This is a genomic window from Actinoplanes sp. NPDC049668 (genome assembly GCF_044465445.1).
GTDB lineage: Bacteria > Actinomycetota > Actinomycetes > Mycobacteriales > Micromonosporaceae > Actinoplanes.
Genome location: NZ_JBITLR010000008.1, coordinates 394,872 through 414,588, shown reverse-complemented (window position 1 = coordinate 414,588; position 19,717 = coordinate 394,872). Strand labels below are relative to the sequence as shown.

The window sequence follows — 19,717 nt, the reverse complement described above, 5'->3', positions numbered from 1 at the left end:
TGCCGGTCAGGCCCCGAACGGGGCGAATTCCACCACCGTGACCTTGATGTCGGCGCCGCTCGGCGCGGTGTAGGTGACGGTCTGGCCGGGCCCGGCGCCGAGGATCGCCTTGCCGAGGGCCGACTCGGGGCTGTACACCGTGTAGTCGGTGGTGGCGGCGATCTCGCGGGAACCGAGCAGGAACGTCTCCGTGTCGGTCTTGTCGTCGTCGAAGTAGATCGTGACGACGGTCCCGGGCGCGACGGCGTCGGCGCTGGGCGCGTCGCCGACCTCGGCCTTGCGCAGGAACTCCTTCAGGTAGAGGATCCGGCCTTCCTGCTTGCCCTGCTCCTCGCGGGCGGCGTGGTATCCGCCGTTCTCCCGGAGATCGCCCTCCTCACGGCGGGCGTTGATCTCGGCGGCGACGGCCGGCCGGGCTGCGATCAACTCGTCGAGCTCGGCCTGCAGCCGGTCGTAAGCGTCCTGGGAGAGCCAGGTCTTCGACGCCTCTGAACTGCTCACAGACTCTTCTCCTTGGGGCGAACAGGCGTACGGAGCGAATCACTTAGCTTACCAGCGGTGCGCAGGGTGGCCGGAGAGGCGAAACTTGCCCACGTTCCGCCGAACGGGTGGTCGCTCAGCGCGCGGCCGCGCAGCGCAGGACCTCGCCGACGGCGGCCCGGGCGGTGGTCGGCACGGTCTCGGCCGCCTCGATGACCCGCGCCGAACCCTCGGCGCTGACCGTCACCGTGGCGCGGCCCACCTCGGCGCCGTCGTAGCTGCGCGCACGCAGGCCGCAGGTCGCCGACCCGCCGGCCGGTACCCGGACGGTGAACTCGACGGTGATCCGGGAGTCGGTCACGTCGGACCAGCCGACGATCTGGGCGTCGTAGTCCGGATCGCCGAACCGCCCGTAGAGGCGGACGGCGAGGAATCCGACAGCGATCGCGGCGACCAGGGTGAGTGCGATGGGCGCGAACAACCGGCGGCGCCCGTCGCGGCGCCGCCCGTAGCGGCCCGGCGGGAATACCGGGGTTGTGGCGCGCGTCTCGCTCACCAGAGGGCCCTCTCCTGCGAAAGTTGTCGGTGCGATCGGCCAGAATGGCCAGGTCCATCTTCGCAGCCGGCACCGGGGGTCCTCTACGAGGCCCGGTCGAGGGAGACAGCAGTGGCTGAGCAGTTGCGTCTCATGGCGGTGCACGCGCACCCCGATGACGAGTCCAGCAAGGGCGCGGCCGCCATGGCCCGCTACATCGCCGAGGGCGTCGAGGTGCTGGTCGTTACGTGTACGGGCGGGGAACGCGGCAGCGTGCTCAACCCGAAGATGGACCGGCCCGAGGTGCTCGCCGACATCACCAACATCCGCCGCGCCGAGATGGACCGGGCGCGCGAGATCCTCGGTGTCGAACAGGCCTGGCTGGGCTTCGTCGACTCGGGCCTGCCCGAGGGCGACCCGTTGCCGCCGCTGCCCGAGGGCTGCTTCGGCCTGGTCGACCCGGCCGAGGGCGCGATCCCGCTGATCAAGCTCATCCGCGAGTTCAAGCCGCACGTCATGACGACCTACGACGAGAACGGCGGCTACCCGCACCCCGACCACATCATGTGCCACAACATCTCCGCGGTGGCCTTCGACGCGGCCGGCGACCCCGAGCGGCACCCCGAGCTGGGCGAGCCGTGGCAGCCGCTGAAGCTCTACTACAACGCGGGCTGGAGCCGGGCGCGGATGATGGCGCTGCACGAGGCCATGCTCGCGGCCGGCCTCGAGTCGCCGTACGCGGAGTGGCTGGACAAGTGGGAGGACCGCCAGGACCGCGGTGACAAGATCACCACCAGGGTCGAGTGCGGCGAGTACTTCGAGGTGCGCGACGATGCCCTGCGCGCACACGCGACCCAGGTCGATCCGGACGGCTTCTGGTTCCACGTGCCGATGGACCTGCAGCAGAAGGTGTGGCCGACCGAGGACTTCGAGCTGGCCCGCTCGCTGGTCGACAGCCCGATACCGGAGTCCGACCTGTTCGCGGGCATCCGGGAGCCGGTCGAGGCGCGGTAGGGCGTAACGTGAACGGTGTGAACTTCGTGGTGGCGGTCAACAACTTCGGTGATACCCGATCAGGCGGCCTGGCCGGCCCGATGGGCCTGTTCATCATCGTGCTGATGGCCATCGGCACGGTGCTGCTGATCCGCAGCATGAACAAGCGTCTGCGTCGGCTTCCCGACAGTTTCCCGGATCCGGCCGCCGCCCGGCGTGCGGCCGAGATCACCCGGCTCGAGGCGGATCTTGAAGCCCCCGACGCCGCCCCGCGCGACGCCGACCGGGGTCCGGCTGCCTCTGATGTGGAGAATGTGCCGGAGGAAGCCGAGGTCAAGGCCGCTGAACCGGGCGATTCGCCGCGCGCGAGCGGCGGCCCGGCTGAGCACGCTTAGTTACAGCGCGCCGAATTCCACTTTGTCAAGAGCCAAGTCTGGCCGCGGCCGCCGGGCCGTCCCGGATGGAGCATCGACAGTGCTCTTGCGTCAAGCCCTGTTGCGTTCTGCCGGATTGGCTTAGCCTTCCGCCGGGGGGCTTTGATGTCCCTCAACCCTGCGCGGAAAGGGGGCTGACGGTGACCATCCTCCGCCCCGAACTTCCTCCACTGCAGATGCACGTGCATTCGCCAGTGCCGCTGGTCAGCGGGGGGCTGGCATGACCGGGCAGCCCGCTCCCGTGCCCGCGCAGCGGCGCGAGCGACCCCCCGGCAAGGCCGGCCCGGTGTCTCGACCCAAGGCCGGTCGGGTCCTTACCCGGATCATCGTCGCCGCGGCCGTCGCCGCCTCGGTGCTCGGCGTGATGATCCCCCTGCCGCGGCCCACGATCGTGTCCCTGTCGCCTGCCGGCGGGGTCGGCGTCGCCGTCCTGCTGGTCGCCGCCGCTCAGCTGGCGCGGCTCCGCGCCCGGATCGGCCGGGGCGCCGTCAGCATCACCTGGGGCGAGACCGCGTTCATCCTCGGCTTCGCCCTCGCACCGCCCGGCTGGCTGCCCGCCGCGACCCTGCTCGGCGCGGCCGGCGCCTGGCTGCTCATCACCTGGCTCAACGACCAGCGGATCCTCGCCGACCTCGCGCACCTCGCGGCGTCGGTGAGCCTCGGCGCCGCCGGGGCCACCGCGGTCACCTACGCGATCGCCGGGCCGACGGCGCCGCTCGAGAGCGCCCGGGCGCAGGCCGCGCTCATCGCCGGCTCGGTCGTCTACCTCGTGATCACCCTCGGCCTGGCCGTGCTGAGCCTCTCGCTGCACCGCGACGCCTCGCCGCCGCAGCTCGCCGTCCGTGCCCTGCACGCCAAGCTGCCGATGTTCGTCGGCAACGTGCTGGTCGGTCTCCTGACGCTCTTCGCCCTGGTCAACGAGCCGGTCTGGCTGCTCGCCCTGCCGCCCGCGCTCTGGCTGCTCCAGCGCACCTACCGCTACCACCTGCGCGCCGAGGAGGAGCGCCGGATCTGGGAGGCGTTCGCCCGCGCCACCCGCACGCTCGGCGGCGCGAACGAGCGCGCCGTCGCCGCGGCGGGGCTGCGGGGCGCCCTGGACGTCTTCGGCGCCCGCCGGGTGGAGATCGAGGTGCTCCAGCCGCGCGGCGCCAGCCCCCGGCGGTACGCGGCCGACGGCGCACCGCAGGAACAGACGCCGGGCGCACTGCCGGGACCGGTGATCACCCAGGCGATGACCGTCGGCGGCGCACCGGTCGGCGAGCTGACCGTGTGGCTCGCCGAGCCGACCCTGCCCGTTTCGCGCGACGAGCTGGTCGTCTCCGCGTACGGCGACGCGCTCGCCGGCGCGCTGCACGACGCCGCCGCGCACGAGCGGCTGGCCCGGCTGGAGGCCAAGGTGGCCCACGACGGCGTGCACGACCCGCTGACCGGCCTCGCGAACAGATCCGCGCTGATCGCGGACGGCGACGCGATGCTGCAGTCGCTCCACCGCGACCGGCAGGTGGCCCTGCTGCTGCTCGACCTCAACGAGTTCCGCGAGGTCAACGGCACCCTCGGCCACCAGGCCGGCGACGCCATGCTGTGCACGGTCGCCGAGCGCCTCGCCGACCTGGCCCGCGAGCACGAGCTGGTGGCGCGCCTCGGCGACGACGAGTTCGCGATCCTGCTGCCGACCGTCGCCATGCTCGCCGACTCGGCGACGCCGCTGCACGAGATGCCCAACCCGATGCCGCAGGCCGTGCGCCGGGCGAGCGAGGTGGTCGACCTGCTCGGCCAGCCGATGGAGGTCGGCGGCGTCCGGCTGGTGACCGAGGTCGCGGTCGGCGTGGCCGTGGCCCAGGCGGGCTGCGCGGACCTGGCCGAGCTGATCCGGCGCGCCGGCATCGCCCTGGACCAGGCCAAGGAGCTGAAGGTCGGCGTGGCCGCGTACGACAGCGCCCGCGACGCCAGCAGCACCGACCACCTGGCGCTGACCGCCGAGCTGCACGACGCGCTGGCCGCGGACGACCAGCTCCTGCTCGTGCTGCAGCCCGAGGTCGACCTGGCCACGGGCGCGCCGACCGGCGTCGAGGCGCTGGTCCGCTGGCGACATCCGCGCCGGGGGACGCTGAGCCCCAACGACTTCATCGACACCGCCGAGCACGGCGAGCTGCTCGGCCCGTTCACCCGCTACGTGCTGGACCACGCGCTGGCCGCGGCCGCGGAGTGGACCGGACAGGGCCTGGACATCCCGGTCTCGGTCAACATCTCGGCGCGCAGCCTGCTGGACGCGAGCTTCCCGGCACAGGTCGCGGACGCGCTGCGCCGCCGCGGCATGGGCCCCGGCCAGCTGGTCCTCGAGATCACCGAGTCGGTGGCGGTCAGCGAACACGAGATCGTGGACGAGGTGATCGCCGCGCTGCGCAACCTGGGCGTACAGATCTCGGTCGACGACTTCGGCACCGGCTTCTCGTCGCTCTCCTTCGTGACCCGGGTGACCGTCGACGAGCTGAAGGTGGACCGCTCCTTCGTGACCGGCATGATCGACTCGCCCGCGGCCGCCGCCGTGGTCCGCGGCGCGGTCGAGCTGGGTGCCCGGCTGGGCGCCCGGGTCGTGGCCGAGGGCGTGGAGACCAGCGACCAGCGTGCGGCCCTGCTGGCGCTGGGCTGCATCTCGGCGCAGGGCTACCACTTCAGCCGGCCGTTGCCGGCGGACAAGATCGTCGGCATGCTGCACCAGCTGACCCAGGCCGCCCCGTCGAACATCGTCCCGCTGCGCGCCGATGGGGCTTCCTGATCGGCTATTGTCGCATTTCGGACTTATGTCGTGACTAACGTAACCAGGTGTGATTCGTGCCTTTGTCGCGGACGGCGTCCGCAGGTGCCTTGTTCCGGCGGTCGCGGTAGCCGCCGCGGCGGCGCTCGGCGTGTGCGCTCCCGCCGACCCGGCACGCGCCGAGCGGCCGGCACTGGGCCGAGCCGGAGCGACGCTCGCGGTCGACCTGGTGCACCAGGGCGCGGCGAGCGTGCCCGCCGGCACGACCACGACCTATCTCGTCCGGTACTCCTGCTCATCGGCGACCGTCGACTGCGCCGGCCCGGCGCTGACGGTGACGATCCCGACAACGCTGAACGCCCCGACCGGAATCAGCGCGGGCGCGTTCGTCGGCACCGGCGGGTACAGCGCCGCCACCCGCACGATCACCTGGCCCTTCACCGGACCGATCACGGCAGGCGCGTCGGGCGAGGTGCAGTTCAACGCGCAGATCCCCAACCTGTACACCGGCGCGGACGAGGTGATCACGCCGACCGCGAAGTTGTCGGCGGACAACGCGGCGACGGTCACGGACACCGATCCGATCACCGCCATCGCCGCGATCAAGACGATCCTCAGCGTGACCCCGAGCGTGTCCAGCGCCGTCACCTATCTCGACGCCGCCACGCTGATCACCCTGAGCCCCTGCATCGACACCGACCCGATTCTCAGCGGCACGGTGGCGCTGCAACCGGGCACCCTGACCCTCACCCTGCCGAAGGGCGCCACCGTGTGGAACGCGGACGGCGCGACCGTCAGCGGCACCGCCGCCAGCGGGTTCACCCTCACCTGGGCCGGAGTGGAGGGCACCACCACCTGCCGCACCTCCGCGTACAAGAAGACGCCGCAGATCGCGTTCCCGACCGGGGCCTTCGCCGTCGGGCAGACCTGGTCCGCTCCGGCGCGGTTCGAGGCCGTCGCCTTCGGCGGCACGGACACGACCGTGCTCACCGCGACCGCGGCCGGCAAGCTGAGCGCGTCGCCGCTCGGCACGTTCAGCAAGACGCACAGCGGCCGGGCGAGACTCGACGCGGCCAGCGGCGACACCACGTCGGAGTACGGCTTCCAGAGCAGCGCGCAGAACAAGTCCACCGGGGCGGCGACCAACGTCGTGCTCGACGACCCCATGCCGGAGGACTTCGACCTCACCCGGGTCACCGGCGGGCCTGCGCCCACCAAGGTCGAGTACCAGACCAGAACCGACCCGTCCTGGCGCGCCGCGCCGCTGCCACCGTTCCCGGCCACGAGCCTGAACCTGGGCGCCGGTGACAAGGTCACCCGGGTCCGTCTCACCTGGGCGAGCGTCGCCGGGGGCACGACGGTCTTCATGACGGCCTACGGCACCACGACCGGGCTGCCGGTCGGTGGAAAGATCACCGACTGCACCGACGGCAGCATGGTGCTGTCCGGGCTGACCATCGTGGGCCGGCCCTGCTTCACCGAGGGCATCCTGTCCGCGGTCCCGAACCTCGTCCTCGGCCTCAAGGTCGTCGGGTCGCCGCCGCCGCTGCAGCCGGGCGACCGGCTCGACCTCGACCTGACCAACACCAACCGGGCCTCACCGGACTCGACCATGGCGGTCCTGCCGGCCAACGCGATCGTGCTGCCGCCCGGCGTCACCTATGTCGACGGATCCATGCGGAACGAATGCACCAAGAGCCGGACCCTGAACGTGCCGACGGTCACGGTCACCGACGACTGGAACGGCACCGGCCGGCAGCGGGTGACCTTCACCTATGCGCAGGGCGAGACGCTGGGAATCGGCGTCAGCGAGTGCAAGCGGCTGACCGTCACCGTCCAGCCCGGTACCGCGTTCGGTCCGAAGTCGATCGACACCTACCTGTGGGACCAGAACCGGCCGTGGGGCGCCGAGTTCAACGCCCCGGACGTCGACGACATCAACGACAACAAGAACACCGGCGAGAACGTGGTGAAGGTGAGCACCCCCATCACGATCGCCTCGCTCGGCGCGGTCGCCGCGGTCAAGGGTGTGCGGGGATCGCTGGACACCACCTACATGAGGTACCCGCAGGTCGGTCACTCGCGCCCGGACCAGGCCACGTCGTACTCCCTCGACCTGGTCAACACCGGCACGGTCGCGCTCACCGACGGAGTGGCCTACGACGTGCTGCCGCGTCCGGATGACGGCCGGGGCAGCACGTTCCGGCTCGACCTGACCGCGCTGCCCACCGTCCAGGACGGCCTGACCGTGGCCTACTCCACCTCGGCCAACCCGTGCCGGCCGGAGCTGGGCATCAGCGCCGGCTGCGTCGACGACTGGGACGCGACGGCGAACGACCTCGGCGCGGTCACCGCGCTGCGGTTCACCACCGACCCCGGTGTCGGGATCGCGCCCGGTGCGAGGCTCGGCGCGACCTGGCCGATGCACGTCCCGTCGGGCCTGGCCGCCACCGACACCGCGTACAACTCCGTGAGCGCATCGATCAGCCGCGCCGACGGCATCGGCGGGCCGTTCACCGTGAGCCCGGTGAAGGTGGGCACGGTCGTCGTGGAGTCCGGGCTGTCCGTGAGCGTCCCGGCGGTCGGCGGGCAGCACCATCCAGGCGAACTGCTCACCGTGCCGGTCATCGTGACGAACGCCGGCCCGACGACGTCACCGGGCACCACCCTGACCCTCACGGTGCCGCCGGAACTGACCGAACCTGTCGCGTCCGGCGCGGGGTGGATCTGCCAGCCGCCGGCGGGTGACCAGATCGTCTGCGCCTACTCCGGCGACCACCCGGTCGGCACCACAACGGTCAACCTGACCGGCGTGCCGAGCAAGGCGGCCAACCTCCTCATCGGCGCGGAGCTCACGCAGGCCGGGTACGACCCCGATCTGGCCGACAACAGCTCCAGCACGACGGTGATCATTTTCCAGAACGTCCGGATCAGCGGGCACGTTTTCCACGACGCCGACAACGACGGCGTCCGTGACGCGGGTGAGAGCCCCGCGGGCGGGGTCACCGTCGAACTGCTCAGCAGCACGGGTGCGGTGCTGGAGAGCGTCGGCACCGACCCGGTCGGCTACTACGGATTCGCTGTCGGCGCCGGCATCTACTCCCTGCGCGTGCCGGGTCCCGGTCCCGCGGTCAGCACACCCGGAGGTGCCCAACCGCCGGAGTTCACGCTGATCATGGGCGGCAAGAAAGTCCAGGACTTCGGACTCGCCCCGCCGACGGACCTGAGAGTCACGGCGTCCGGCTCCTCCGGCCGCGTCGGCGATCCGGTGTCCGGCCTCTTCACCCTCACCAACACCGCGGTCATCCCGGCGGCCGGCGTCGCCGTCGAGTTCACCGTGCCGGCGAGCGTCTCGCCGGTGAACGTCCTCGCCACACCCGGTTGGACCATCACCCGTGGCCCGGGGGCAACGTTCACCGCGGTGGCCACCAGCGACCTGGCCGCGGGCGGGGCCGTCACGTTCACCGCGGTGGGTGTCGCCACCGTCGAGGGGGACCACACGTTCTCGGCCGTGGCCACGACCGACACCTACGAGATCGACACCGCTGACAACAGGGCTTCGGCGACCTCGACCGTCACGCCGGCCGCCGACGTCGAGATCACGCTCAGCACCGACGACGTCATCGCGGTCACCGGGGACGTCGGCACCGTCACGGCGACCGTCATCAACAACGGTCCGTCCACCGCGGCCGCCCCGACCATGACCGTCACCCTGCCCGCCGGATTACGGGTCGCGCCGGGCGCGGCCATCGTGGCACCCGCCGGGTGGACCGTTGCCGTCGGTCCCGCGGACGGCGACGTACAGACCGTGACCCTCACCTCCGACCACGGCCTGCGGCGCGCCGAGTCCGAGTCCATCGACATCCCGGCCAAGGCGATGGTCACCGGCCCGTGGTACGTGCGGGCCGTCGTGGCCTCCGCGACCTACGACCGGATCCCGGCCAACAACGAGTACCAGCTGCGGCTGCCGGTCGCCGCCCGGGCCGACCTCGCGGTCACGGTCGACACGGCGAACGCCCCGCGGCTGCGGGGCGGATCCGGATCGCTGTCGGTCGGACTCACCAACCTGGGCGTCGATCCGGCCGAAGGCGCGGTCGTGACCGTCTTCCTGCCGGCCGGACTCGCGCTCGCCGAGCCGCCACAGCCGCCGCCGGGCTGGACCGCCGCGGTCAACGCCCAGCTGGTCACCTTCACCAGCACCGGGGAGGTGTCGGTCGGCCCGGCCGTGGTCTTCACCCTCGCCGTGCGCGGTGTCGCCCCGACCGCGCCGCAAGCGGTCGTGAGCGCCGGCGTCACGGCGACGACGGCGGACCCGGTGAACGCCAACAACACCGCCACCGGTCCGGTGACCGTTCGGCCGGGATCCGATGTCGTCGTGAATCCCGTCGTCGTAGATCCCGAATTCGGCAATCCCGGGGAACCCGACCCTGCCCTGCCCCGGCCGACGGCCGACATGGCGGTCACGCTCACCAAGCCGAAGCCGGTGCGCACCGGCGGTTCGGGCGAGTACACCGTCGTGGTGGCCAACAACGGGCCCAGCGCCGCCGCCACGCCACGGGCCACGGCCACCCTGCCCGCGAAGATCCACTGGAGTGCACCCCGGGTGGCGCCGCCCGGCTGGACCGTCACGGTCGCCGGTAGCACGGTGACATTCGCGGCGGCCTCGCCCATGGTGGTCGGTCGTACCGTCTCGTTCGGCATTCCCTTCGACCATGCCCTGGCCGGCGCTTACGCCATCACCGCCACCGTCGGGTCCGCGACGGACGACCCGGTAGGAGTCAACAACGCGGCCCGTACGTCGCTGTCGGTCGGCCCGATCGCAGACGTCTCGGTGCTCGTCGACACGCACTCCGCGCCGGTGGTGCCCGGTACGGAAGGCTCGCTCGCGGTCACCATCGCCGACGCCGGGCCGGACGACGCCGAGGCCCCGGTGTTCACCATCACCCTGCCCGCCGGACTACACCGGAACGGTCAGGTCACGCCTCCGGCCGGCTGGATCATCACGGACAGCGGCCAGCGGATCACCATCCGGTCCAGCCGGATGGCGACCGGCTCGGCGGTCACGGTCGGCATCGCCGTGGAGGCCGCCAGCGCGGGCGTGCATGCCGTGACCGCCACCGCGCGGTCGACCACCCTCGACACCCGGCCGGCCGACAACCTCGACAGGGAACTGGTGACCGTTGCCGCCGCGCCGGTCGCCGGGAACGGCGGGGGAGCCAGCTCGCTCCCCGTCACCGGTGTCGCGGTCACCGGGATCGGCTGGCTGGCCGTCGGACTGCTCACCGTCGGGTTCGCGCTGCGGGCCGCTGCGGGCCGGCCGCGCCGGCGCCAGGGTTAGGCCTGGCTCATCGGCGTCACGGTCACTTGTTGTGCCCACAAGCTGGCGATTGGTACGGCGACCACCCGTTCGGCCAGCTGGAAGACGCGAGGGCCGGTGTGCAGGACGACACCGGCCGCGAAGGTTGAACCGATGCGTTCGGCGAACCATTCCAGGTGCCGAGCGTCGGCGGCTGAGGGGGCGGCGGTGGCTTTGACTTCGACAGCGATCATTTGGCCGTCTCTGGCTTCGATGAGCAGGTCGACCTCGTGCCGGCCGTTCGCATCGCGATAGTGGAACAGCTCAGCGCCAACAACGCTGGCAGCACACTCGGCTCGCAATTGGGCGGCGACGAGGGTGTCCAGGACGCGCCCGAGGAGGTCGCCATCGCGCAGAACGCGGCGCTGGTCGATGCGGAGCAGCGGGCCGAGCAGGCCTGGGTCGGTGAGGTACCGCTTCGGTAGCCGCACTGCGCGATCCATGCGGTTGCCGGCCCAGGCGGGCACGCGTTGCGTGATCATGAGTGTGTCGAGGAGGTCGTCGTAGCCGACCGCGCTGTGTCGGGTGATTCCGGCGGCGTCGTAGAGCAGTTTGTGGTTCGGCACGCCGGCGGTGTTGGCGGCAAGTGCTTGCAGATATCTACGCATCAAGACCGGATCTCGGGAGATGCCGAGCGCTGCGGCCTCTCTGGTGACCAGATGATCGACATAGCTGGTCAGCCAACGGTCGCGCGCCCGCTCGGTGGGGGCGCGGAGGGCTTCCGGCCAGCCGCTGGTGAGTGCCTCTGCCACATACCGGTGCACGTCCCACTCGGCCGAGGGGTCGCTGAAGCCGTCGGCGCCGTCGGCGAGGATTCGGTCGATCAGTGATGGCGCGGCCGGATCACCATGTCGCTCTCGACCTACGAGCGGGTGCATCGTCAGCCGGACGATCCGACCAGTGGCGGGCCAGCCCGCGGTGGTCAGGTCGGTCTGTGAGGAACCGGTGAGAACGAACCGGCCGGGGCGCGGATCGTCATCGACAGCCCGCTTGACCGCGCCGAGGACCTCGGGGACCAGCTGCCACTCATCGACGAGAATGGGCTCGTCGAGAGCACGGAGTGCGGCGTCGGGGTCGGCCCGAACGACCGCGGCCTGAGCAGGGACGTCCAGCCGCAGGATGGAACGGCACAATCGCCGCGTCGTGGTGGTCTTTCCGCAGGCGCGCGGGCCGACGACGAGCGTGGCGGGATGAGTCGCCAGGATCTCGGCGAGCTCTGTGTCGGCGATGCGAGGGACGTAGGTGTTCAGCGAAGACTCCCGCCAGTGACGATCTAGCACACCCTGCGGTGCCTATTTAGCACACCAGTCACTTCCTATATAGCACACGTCTCCGCGAAGCGTGGCAACGAGCCGGGTACCCATGGCGGCCGTGAGAGGGTGAGGCATGGCCAACCGTCTCGCTCGGGCGACGTCGCCCTACCTCCTGCAGCACAAGGACAACCCCGTCGACTGGTGGCCCTGGTCCGACGAGGCGTTCGCCGAGGCGCGCAAGCGCGACGTGCCCGTGCTGATCTCGGTCGGCTACGCCGCCTGCCACTGGTGCCACGTGATGGCGCACGAGTCCTTCGAGGACGAGGCGGTCGCCCGGCTGGTCAACGACGGCTTCGTCGCCATCAAGGTCGACCGCGAGGAGCGCCCCGACGTCGACGCCGTCTACATGACCGCCACCCAGGCGATGACCGGCCAGGGCGGCTGGCCGATGACGGTCTTCGCGACCCCCGACGGCGAACCGTTCTTCTGCGGCACCTACTTTCCGAAGGCCGGCTTCACGAACCTGCTGGCTTCCGTGGTCACCGCGTGGCGCGACCAGCGCGAGGCGGTGACCACCCAGGGCGCCGCGGTGGTGCAGGCGATCGGCGGCGCGCAGCTGGTCGGCGCGCCGACCGCGCCGATCTCCGCGGGGCTGCTCGACGCCGCGGCGGCCCGGCTCGCCGAGGAGCACGATTCCGCGTACGGCGGGTTCGGCGGCGCCCCGAAGTTCCCGCCGCACATGGACCTGCTGTTCCTGCTGCGTCACCACCAGCGCACCGGCGCGGAGAACGACCTGGAGATCGTCCGGCACACGGCGGAGCAGATGGCCCGCGGCGGTCTCTACGACCAGCTCGCGGGCGGCTTCGCGCGGTACGCGGTGGACAACACCTGGACCGTGCCGCACTTCGAGAAGATGCTCTACGACAACGCCCTGCTGCTGCGGGTGTACACCCAGCTCTGGCGGCTCACCGGCGACGCGTTCGCCCGGCGCATCGCGGACGAGACGGCGGCGTTCCTGCTGCGCGACCTGGCCACCCCGGCGGGCGGGCTGGCGTCGGCCCTGGACGCCGACACCGACGGCACCGAGGGGCTGACCTACGCGTGGACGCCGGCCCAGCTGAACGCGGCCCTGGGCGATCCCGACGGCGAATGGGCGGCCGACCTGTTCCGGGTGACCACCAAGGGCACGTTCGAGCACGGCAGCAGCGTCCTGGTGCTGGCCCGCGACATCGACGCCGCCGATCCGGAGCTGGTCGCCCGCTGGCGGGACGTCCGGGCCCGGCTGCTGGCCGCGCGCGCCGAACGCCCGCAGCCGGCCCGCGACGACAAGGTCGTGGCCTCCTGGAACGGCCTCGCGGTCACCGCGCTGGCGGAGTACGCGCAGCTCACCGGCGGCTCGGGCGCCGAGGCCGTCGAGCTGGCCACGGTGCTGGCGGAGCGGCACGTGGTTGACGGCCGGCTGCGCCGGGTCTCCCGCGACGGCGTGGTCGGCGCCCCGGTCGGTGTGCTGGAGGACTACGGCTGCGTGGCCGAGGCGTTCTGCGCGGTGCACCAGCTGACCGGCGACGGGCGGTGGCTGACCCGGGCGGGCGAGCTGCTCGACGTGGCGCTCACCCGGTTCGCGACCGGGTCCGGCGGCTTCTACGACACGGCGGACGACGCGGAGCGGCTGGTGGCGCGGCCCGCCGACCCGACCGACAACGCCACCCCGTCCGGGCTGGCCGCGCTCTGCGCCGGCCTGGTCGGCTATGCGGCGCTCAGCGGCGAGACCCGGTACCGGGAGGCCGCGGACGCGGCGCTCGAGACCGCGGGGCCGCTGATCCAGCGCCATCCGCGGTTCGCCGGCTACTCGGCGACGGTGGCGGAGGCGATGCTCGCGGGGCCGTACGAGATCGCCGTCGTCACGCCGGACCCGGCGGGCGACCCGCTGGTCGCGGCCGCGCACCGGCACGCGCCGCCGGGGACGGTCGTGGTGGCGGGGGAGCCGGGCCGCCCGGGCGTACCGCTGCTGGCGGACCGGCCGCTGATCGACGGCGCCGCGGCCGCGTACGTCTGCCGGGGTTTCGTCTGCGACCGCCCGGTGACCTCCGTCGCAGAGCTGGTGGACCGCCTGTCCGCATAGGGTGGGCGGCTCGTTAGGCTGGCGGCGAGATGGATACCCGAACCGGTCTGCCCGTAGTCGGCATGGTGGGCGGAGGCCAGCTGGCCCGGATGACCCACCAGGCCGCGATCGCCCTCGGCCAGTCGCTGCGCGTGCTCTCCGAGTCGCCCGACGACAGCGCCGCGCTCGTCGCCGCAGACGTGCGCATCGGCACGCACACCGACCTGGCCGCGCTGCGCGAGTTCGCCAAGGGTTGCGACGCCGTCACCTTCGACCACGAGCACGTGCCGACCGAGCACATCGCCGCGCTCGCCGCCGAGGGGGTCAAGATCTACCCCGGCGCGACCGCGATCCTGTACGCACAGGACAAGCGCCAGATGCGCGAACGGCTGAGCGCGCTCGGCGCCCCGGTGCCCCGCTGGCGGCCGGTGAGCTCGGCACGGGAGATCGCCGACTTCGCCGACGCCGGGGCCGGCTGGCCGGTGGTCGCCAAGGCGGTGCGCGGCGGCTACGACGGCCGCGGCGTGTGGATGCTCGACGATCTCGCCGCCGCGGAGGAGCTGGTCGCCACCGGCACCGAGCTGATCGTCGAGGAGCGGGTGGCGCTGCGGCGCGAGCTGGCCGTGCTGGTCGCCCGGTCTCCGTTCGGGCAGGTGGCGGCCTACCCCGTCGTCGAGACCGTGCAGCGCGACGGCATCTGCGTCGAGGTGCTCGCGCCGGCGCCGGACCTGCCCGAGGCCCTCGCCGTCGGCGCGCAGCAGCTCGCCATCGACCTGGCCAACGCGCTCGGCGTCGTCGGGCTGCTGGCCGTCGAGCTCTTCGACACCGGCACCGGCGTCGTGGTCAACGAGCTGGCCATGCGCCCGCACAACTCCGGTCACTGGACCATCGAGGGCGCCCGCACGTCCCAGTTCGAGCAGCACCTGCGCGCCGTCCTCGACTATCCGATGGGCGAGACGTCGCTGGCCGCGCCCGCCGTGGTGATGGCCAACGTGCTCGGCGGCGAGCCCGGCGGCATGTCCATCGACGAGCGGCTGCATCACCTCTTCGCCGCGGATCCGGGCGCCCGCGTGCACCTCTACGGCAAGCAGGTGCGGCCCGGCCGCAAGATCGGGCACGTCACGGTGCTCGGTGACGACATGGCGCAGGTGCGCGCGCGGGCCGTGCGCGCCGCCCGCTGGCTGCAGGAGGGCAAACAATGACACCGGTAGTCGGCGTGATCATGGGCAGCGACTCGGACTGGCCGACGATGGAGGCGGCGGCGGAGGCCCTCGCCGAGTTCGAGGTGCCGTTCGAGGTCGGCGTCGTCTCGGCGCATCGCACGGTCCGGAAGATGGTCGACTACGCGACGTCCGCGGCCGACCGCGGCCTCAAGGTCATCATCACCGGCGCGGGCGGCGCGGCACACCTGCCGGGCATGGTCGCCTCGATGACGCCGCTGCCGGTCATCGGCGTGCCGGTGCCGCTGAAGTACCTGGACGGCATGGACTCGCTGCTGTCGATCGTGCAGATGCCGGCCGGAGTTCCGGTGGCGACGGTCTCGATCGGCGGCGCGCGCAACGCGGGCCTGCTGGCCGTCCGCATCCTGGCCGCCTCGGACCCGGTGCTGCTCAAGCGGATGCAGGCCTTCCAGGCCGGCCTCGAGCAGGTCGTCGCGGACAAGGACGCGGCGCTAAGGGCCCGCCTGCTACCCGATGCCGGTTAGTCAAGCGGGCCCTGCGCGGGACTAAACCTCCTGGAAGGTGAAGTACTGCCACGCGCCGTAGGTCGTCTGGTTGGCGCTGTCGCCGGAGTCGCCCGTGACGTACACGGAGCGGACCCGGAAGCGGACGTCGCGCGGGTGTGCGCCGGTCAGCTTGGCCACCGACGTGCCGTCGGCGTCGACCGCGACGAACCGCGAGCTCCAGGCGCGCCACTCGCCGTCGGCGTGGAACTGGACGACGAGCTTCTGCCTGCGGCCGGGGTACGCGGTCATCGTGGTTGTGAACTGCGGCGTCGTGTCCCGGTGGAAGTAGTGGTACTCCGTCGACTCGATCATGCCGGTCAGGTAGTGCTCCGAGACGGTCGTGCTGATCGCGACCCGGGTGCGGACGTCGGAGGTCGCCGTGGCCGGCGCGTACCGCGCGTCGCCGGCGAACTTGGCGGTCACCGTGGTGTTGCGGGTCAGCGGGATGCGGGCGGTGATCTTGCCCGCGTCGTTGACGGCCGCCGACTTGATCAGCCGGTTCGGCTTGTCGCCGTACGGGTCGGCCCAGATCTCCACGGTCCGGTTGGTGTGGGTGGCGCCCAGCTGTGCGGTGAAGGCGACCGTGCTGCCGTACGCGAAGACCGCGCCGTCGCGGTTCAGGGTCAGCACGGGCGCCTTCCGGGAAACCGTGACGGTGGTCTTGGCCGAGGCGGCGCCGTACCGCTCGTCCCCGGCGAACGCGGCCGTGTAGACGACCTCACCACCGGCGTTCGGCGTGTCGGTGCAGCCGTACCCGCCGGCGGCGTCGGTCACCGCGGTGCACACCCGGGCCTTGGCGGACTCCAGGTCGGTGCGGCTCACGACGATCTCGGTGCCGGCCGGGAGCGAGCTGGTGCCGCTGACGGTCAGCGGCTGCGCGCGGTCGGCGGCGGCCGGCGCGCTCACCGTCAGCGCCGGCGCCGGCGTCGGCGCCGGCGTCGGCGCCGGGTCGTTCAGCACCCAGAGCCGGAACTCGCCCCGGTACCTGGCGACCGCGAACAGCCGCGGGCCGGCCGGCTCCCAGGCGATGCCCCGGTCCTGGATACCGTCGCGGGGCGGCTCGCCCGAGCCGTCGGGCAGGCCACCGGCCTCGGGCAGGCGAATCGTCTGCGCGGCGGAGGTCTGCTCGCCCTCGAAGACGTAGACGTCGTCCCCGGTCGCCTGATTCGCCACCGAGATCGCGATCCGGCCGTCGGTGTTGACGTCGACGCCGTTGGCCCGGGTAAGCGCCGGATAGGTCACCGTGGTCGCCAGGTCGCTGATCCGAACCTGCGACTCGGTTCCGTCGGCGGCCCGGACCAGGTGACTGCCGTCGGCGGTGAAGGCCGACTCCCGCACCTTGCGCCCGGTACCGTCGGCCCGCCGGGCCTCGCCCTCCGTGCCGGACGAGACGTCGTACACCCAGAAGTCGGCGGAGTCGCGGTCGGACACCACGAGCGTGCCGGGCGCGGCGGCGCTGGCGTGGACGAACGGGTCGGCCTGGAGCCGTTCGGCGGTCAGGCTGTCGGGCAGGTGCACGGTCCCGTCGGCAGGGTCGACCGAGCCGAAGTTGCCGTTGTCGCCCTCCATGAAGCCGAACCACAGCTTGCCGCCGGCGGGCGCGACGGAGTACGGGTACCGGTCGCCCACCGGGTAGCGGGCGGTCTCCCGCACCGTGTCCGTGGCGACGGCCGCGATGGCGTGCCCGCTACCCAGCGCGGCGTACAGCTCGCTGGAGTCGGCGGAGAGGGCGAGGCCGTCCACCCGCCCCATGCCGGTCAACTCGCCGACCACGACGCCCCGGTAGTCGGTGGCGACGATCTTCCCGCCGGTCGGGTCGCTGATGAAGACCCGCTTGTGCACGCCGTCGACGACGACGTCGCCGAACGAGGCGATCGAGAGGTCGACCTGGGAATCGGCCAGCGCGGCACCGGTGGTCGCGCCGAGGGCCAGGATGGACGATCCACAAAGGACCGAGGCCGCAAGCGCGGCCTGCAACTTACGCATATTGGTTCCCCCATGATCAATACAGTGGTCGCAGCCTACGTTCCCATCGAAGGGCATGAGATCGACCAAAAGGACGAGTCGGTTGCGGCTCGTCGTGAGATTCCGCTTAGCTCAGGCCCGATAGCCGTCGAACAGTGGTCCGCCGGCGCGGGCGAGGACCTCGACGGCGAGCGCCGCCGGCTCGTCGCGGGCGGCCAGCCAGCGCGCGGCGAACGCCGGATCCAGCTCCCTGAGCTCCCGCAACAGCCACTTACCTGAGCTGAGCCACCTGCCGGCGAACGCCAGCGCGGCCCGCCCGGCCTCGAACCAGAGCGTCGCGGCGATCACGGACCGTTCGCCCGGATCGGTGGCGTGCCGGTGATCGTCGAGCAGGTCGGTGAGGCCGTACCGGAGCCGGTCCCGCTCGGCCGGGGTCAGCGGCGGCGGCCCGTCGGCGAGCACGCGGGCGCAGCGGGCCGCGAGCTCGCCCGGGTCGCCGACCAGCGGCACGCCGTGGGCCAGCATTCGGTGCGTGCTCGGCTTGCGGGCGGCCAGCTCGCGCTCCAGGAACCCGGCCAGGCGTTCGGGGGTGTGCACGAACAGCTCCACCGGCCAGCCGCGGAAGTGCAGGCTCTCCCGGAATCCCGGGCCCGCCTCGTTGAGCACCACGATGTCCAGATCGGACCCGGCGGTACGGTGCGGTCCGACCACGCTGCCGGTGAGCACCGCCCAGGCGGCATCCGGAAAGCGGCCGGCGACAAGTTCACGGGCAACACCCAGCGGATCCATGGCGAGATCCTGCCGCACCGGACGGCTGGCTGCTCAGGCAATTACAAGCGAACGTTTACCCCCGGGGGGAGTCGAACCTGCGCTATCGCCTCCGGAGGGCGACGCGGCCGAGTTGTCCGCTGCGTCGATGACCAGCGGGGTAGCCGTGGCCCCGGGGTTAGGAACTGGAGCGTGGCTCCCGTTGCAGCAATACGTGCTGGGGTGATTCATGTACACCGGGCGGGGTTGGGTCGCGGCGCGGGTTTCCCGGTGGTGCGAAACCTTCTGGCCACTTGGTGTGCTGGTTCCACCGGGCGCCGGTGAGGTCGGCATCGTCGAGGCAGGCGCCGCTGAGGTCGGCACCGCTGAAGTCGGCGTTTCGAAGGTCTGCGCCTGCGAGGTGAGCGTCGTTGAGTTTGGCGTTGGTCAGGCTCGTGCCCACCATGTGGGCGTTGCGGAAGTCGGTGCCGTTGAGGTACGCGTCGTCGAGGCGAGCGTTGGGCATCCAGGCGTGGGTCAGGTTGGTGTATTGGCAGACGAGCCCGCGCCAGTCTCGGTTGCCCATGCGTGCATGGCTCAGGTCGCTGAAGGACAGGAAGGGATCCCAGGTCTTGTGCGGCTGCGGCCGCCGGGCGATGGCGTAGAGCGCGATCTGGACGTCACCGCCGCGCGTCCCGGGCCACGGCGGGCCTTCGTTGGCAGGAACGGGTTCGTGCTGATGGCTTGTGGGGTTGGCGGCTGTCCACGGCGCTTGAGTACGGATGAACGCGCTGATGATCGCCGTGATGGTGTTCCGGTCCTCGACCGAGTTCTTGGCCACCCGCTCCAGTGCGAAGACGCCGCCGATCCGAGCGTCCATTCTCGCCCCGGCGAGCTGGTCTACTGCCTTGGTGATTCGTTCGGTGATCTGCCCATGGCGGCTGATGTTCACCTGCCGCCAGGTCGCCAACGCGCCCGCGACGAGAATCAGACCGGCGAATGCTTGCAACAGCGTCGCCCGGGTCGCGTTCTGAAGCTGTGCTTGGGCTTGTTGAAGGACTACCCGCTTCTCGGCATCGGTGATCGCGCTGAGGTCGGAGTCGGAGAGGGGCGGGTGTAGCCAGATTGGAACCACAAGGATCGCCGCGAACGCAACGGCAACGGCCACAGAAACAACGACGCCGGTAACGAGCCACGCCGGGGGGCGCTTCATCAATGTGTGCCTTTCCTTGTCGGCTCTGTCTGGATGACGGATGCGGTCTTCGCGGGTGGCGGCACCAGCAGGCTGCGGCCGGTGGTCAGCCAGATCCAGCGATTGCCGTACGTCGAGGTGGCGGGCGTTCGCGTCACGCCGCCTGGGTGCACCCGTCGC

Annotated in this window: 13 protein-coding genes; 7 read left to right on the top strand and 6 right to left on the bottom strand. The window is 71.7% G+C overall.

Annotation, left to right across the window (positions count from 1 at the left end):
• Positions 1–6: 6 nt before the first annotated feature.
• Together greA and ACIBSW_RS32845 are read right to left on the bottom strand one after the other, a co-directional pair.
• The gene (gene greA / locus ACIBSW_RS32850; protein ID WP_184997493.1) at positions 7–501 is read right to left on the bottom strand and encodes a transcription elongation factor GreA; all 495 of its coding nucleotides are present in this window, start codon (positions 499–501) and stop codon (positions 7–9) included.
• A gap of 115 nt (positions 502–616) precedes the next feature.
• Positions 617–1,036 (bottom strand): DUF4307 domain-containing protein, encoded by a 420-nt coding sequence (locus ACIBSW_RS32845; RefSeq protein ID WP_354721030.1) that lies wholly within the window; start codon positions 1,034–1,036, stop codon positions 617–619.
• A gap of 132 nt (positions 1,037–1,168) precedes the next feature.
• Between ACIBSW_RS32845 and mca the strand changes: the two genes are divergently transcribed.
• From mca to ACIBSW_RS32825, 4 genes are all read left to right on the top strand, one after another.
• Positions 1,169–2,029 carry a mycothiol conjugate amidase Mca gene (mca, locus tag ACIBSW_RS32840; RefSeq protein ID WP_354721102.1) on the top strand — a complete coding sequence of 287 codons (861 nt, stop codon included), beginning with the start codon at positions 1,169–1,171 and terminating at the stop codon, positions 2,027–2,029.
• 80 nt (positions 2,030–2,109) lie between these two features.
• Entirely contained in the window at positions 2,110–2,403 is a 294-nt protein-coding gene (locus tag ACIBSW_RS32835; RefSeq protein ID WP_354721100.1) for a hypothetical protein, read from the top strand.
• A gap of 259 nt (positions 2,404–2,662) precedes the next feature.
• Positions 2,663–5,218, top strand: coding sequence for a bifunctional diguanylate cyclase/phosphodiesterase (locus ACIBSW_RS32830; protein WP_354721028.1), 2,556 nt, complete (start codon positions 2,663–2,665; stop codon positions 5,216–5,218).
• Positions 5,219–5,267: 49 nt separating this feature from the next.
• Positions 5,268–10,535, top strand: a complete 5,268-nt coding sequence (locus ACIBSW_RS32825; RefSeq protein WP_354721027.1) for an SdrD B-like domain-containing protein — start codon at positions 5,268–5,270, stop codon at positions 10,533–10,535.
• Here the strand turns inward: ACIBSW_RS32825 and ACIBSW_RS32820 are convergent.
• Positions 10,532–11,833, bottom strand: coding sequence for a DUF4143 domain-containing protein (locus ACIBSW_RS32820; RefSeq protein ID WP_354721025.1), 1,302 nt, complete (start codon positions 11,831–11,833; stop codon positions 10,532–10,534). The genes ACIBSW_RS32825 and ACIBSW_RS32820 overlap by 4 nt on opposite strands.
• 106 nt (positions 11,834–11,939) lie before the next feature.
• Between ACIBSW_RS32820 and ACIBSW_RS32815 the strand changes: the two genes are divergently transcribed.
• From ACIBSW_RS32815 to purE, 3 genes are read left to right on the top strand one after another with little or no spacing between them, the layout of a single operon-like run.
• Positions 11,940–13,928: a thioredoxin domain-containing protein gene (locus ACIBSW_RS32815; protein ID WP_354721023.1), complete on the top strand. Its 1,989-nt coding sequence runs from the start codon at positions 11,940–11,942 to the stop codon at positions 13,926–13,928.
• Between the two features lie 29 nt (positions 13,929–13,957).
• Complete coding sequence (locus ACIBSW_RS32810) at positions 13,958–15,109, top strand: 5-(carboxyamino)imidazole ribonucleotide synthase (RefSeq protein ID WP_354721021.1); 1,152 nt, start codon at positions 13,958–13,960, stop codon at positions 15,107–15,109.
• Complete coding sequence (purE, locus tag ACIBSW_RS32805; RefSeq protein WP_354721019.1) at positions 15,106–15,612, top strand: 5-(carboxyamino)imidazole ribonucleotide mutase; 507 nt, start codon at positions 15,106–15,108, stop codon at positions 15,610–15,612. Before ACIBSW_RS32810 ends, purE begins: the two co-directional genes overlap by 4 nt.
• A gap of 21 nt (positions 15,613–15,633) precedes the next feature.
• On the opposite strand, the gene ACIBSW_RS32800 is transcribed toward purE, so the two are convergent.
• The 3 genes from ACIBSW_RS32800 to ACIBSW_RS32790 all read right to left on the bottom strand — a co-directional run bounded on the left by ACIBSW_RS32800 (position 15,634) and on the right by ACIBSW_RS32790 (position 19,558).
• Positions 15,634–17,619 (bottom strand): hypothetical protein, encoded by a 1,986-nt coding sequence (locus ACIBSW_RS32800; protein WP_354721017.1) that lies wholly within the window; start codon positions 17,617–17,619, stop codon positions 15,634–15,636.
• A 111-nt stretch (positions 17,620–17,730) separates the two neighbouring features.
• Positions 17,731–18,387 (bottom strand): nucleotidyltransferase domain-containing protein, encoded by a 657-nt coding sequence (locus ACIBSW_RS32795; protein ID WP_354721016.1) that lies wholly within the window; start codon positions 18,385–18,387, stop codon positions 17,731–17,733.
• 157 nt (positions 18,388–18,544) lie between these two features.
• On the bottom strand, positions 18,545–19,558 hold the full coding sequence (locus tag ACIBSW_RS32790) for a pentapeptide repeat-containing protein (protein ID WP_354721014.1): 1,014 nt from the start codon (positions 19,556–19,558) through the stop codon (positions 18,545–18,547).
• Between the last annotated feature and the right edge of the window lie 159 nt (positions 19,559–19,717).

What these genes read in the sequence shown, in the direction of transcription:
- ACIBSW_RS32815 (WP_354721023.1), top strand. Translation starts at nt 11,940, where the DNA reads ATGGCCAACCGTCTCGCTCGGGCGACGTCGCCCTACCTCCTGCAGCAC.
- ACIBSW_RS32810 (WP_354721021.1), top strand. Translation starts at nt 13,958, where the DNA reads ATGGATACCCGAACCGGTCTGCCCGTAGTCGGCATGGTGGGCGGAGGC.
- ACIBSW_RS32790 (WP_354721014.1), bottom strand. Translation starts at nt 19,558, where the DNA reads ATGAAGCGCCCCCCGGCGTGGCTCGTTACCGGCGTCGTTGTTTCTGTG.
- ACIBSW_RS32835 (WP_354721100.1), top strand. Translation starts at nt 2,110, where the DNA reads ATGGGCCTGTTCATCATCGTGCTGATGGCCATCGGCACGGTGCTGCTG.
- mca (WP_354721102.1), top strand. Translation starts at nt 1,169, where the DNA reads ATGGCGGTGCACGCGCACCCCGATGACGAGTCCAGCAAGGGCGCGGCC.
- ACIBSW_RS32800 (WP_354721017.1), bottom strand. Translation starts at nt 17,619, where the DNA reads ATGCGTAAGTTGCAGGCCGCGCTTGCGGCCTCGGTCCTTTGTGGATCG.
- ACIBSW_RS32830 (WP_354721028.1), top strand. Translation starts at nt 2,663, where the DNA reads ATGACCGGGCAGCCCGCTCCCGTGCCCGCGCAGCGGCGCGAGCGACCC.
- purE (WP_354721019.1), top strand. Translation starts at nt 15,106, where the DNA reads ATGACACCGGTAGTCGGCGTGATCATGGGCAGCGACTCGGACTGGCCG.
- ACIBSW_RS32795 (WP_354721016.1), bottom strand. Translation starts at nt 18,387, where the DNA reads ATGGATCCGCTGGGTGTTGCCCGTGAACTTGTCGCCGGCCGCTTTCCG.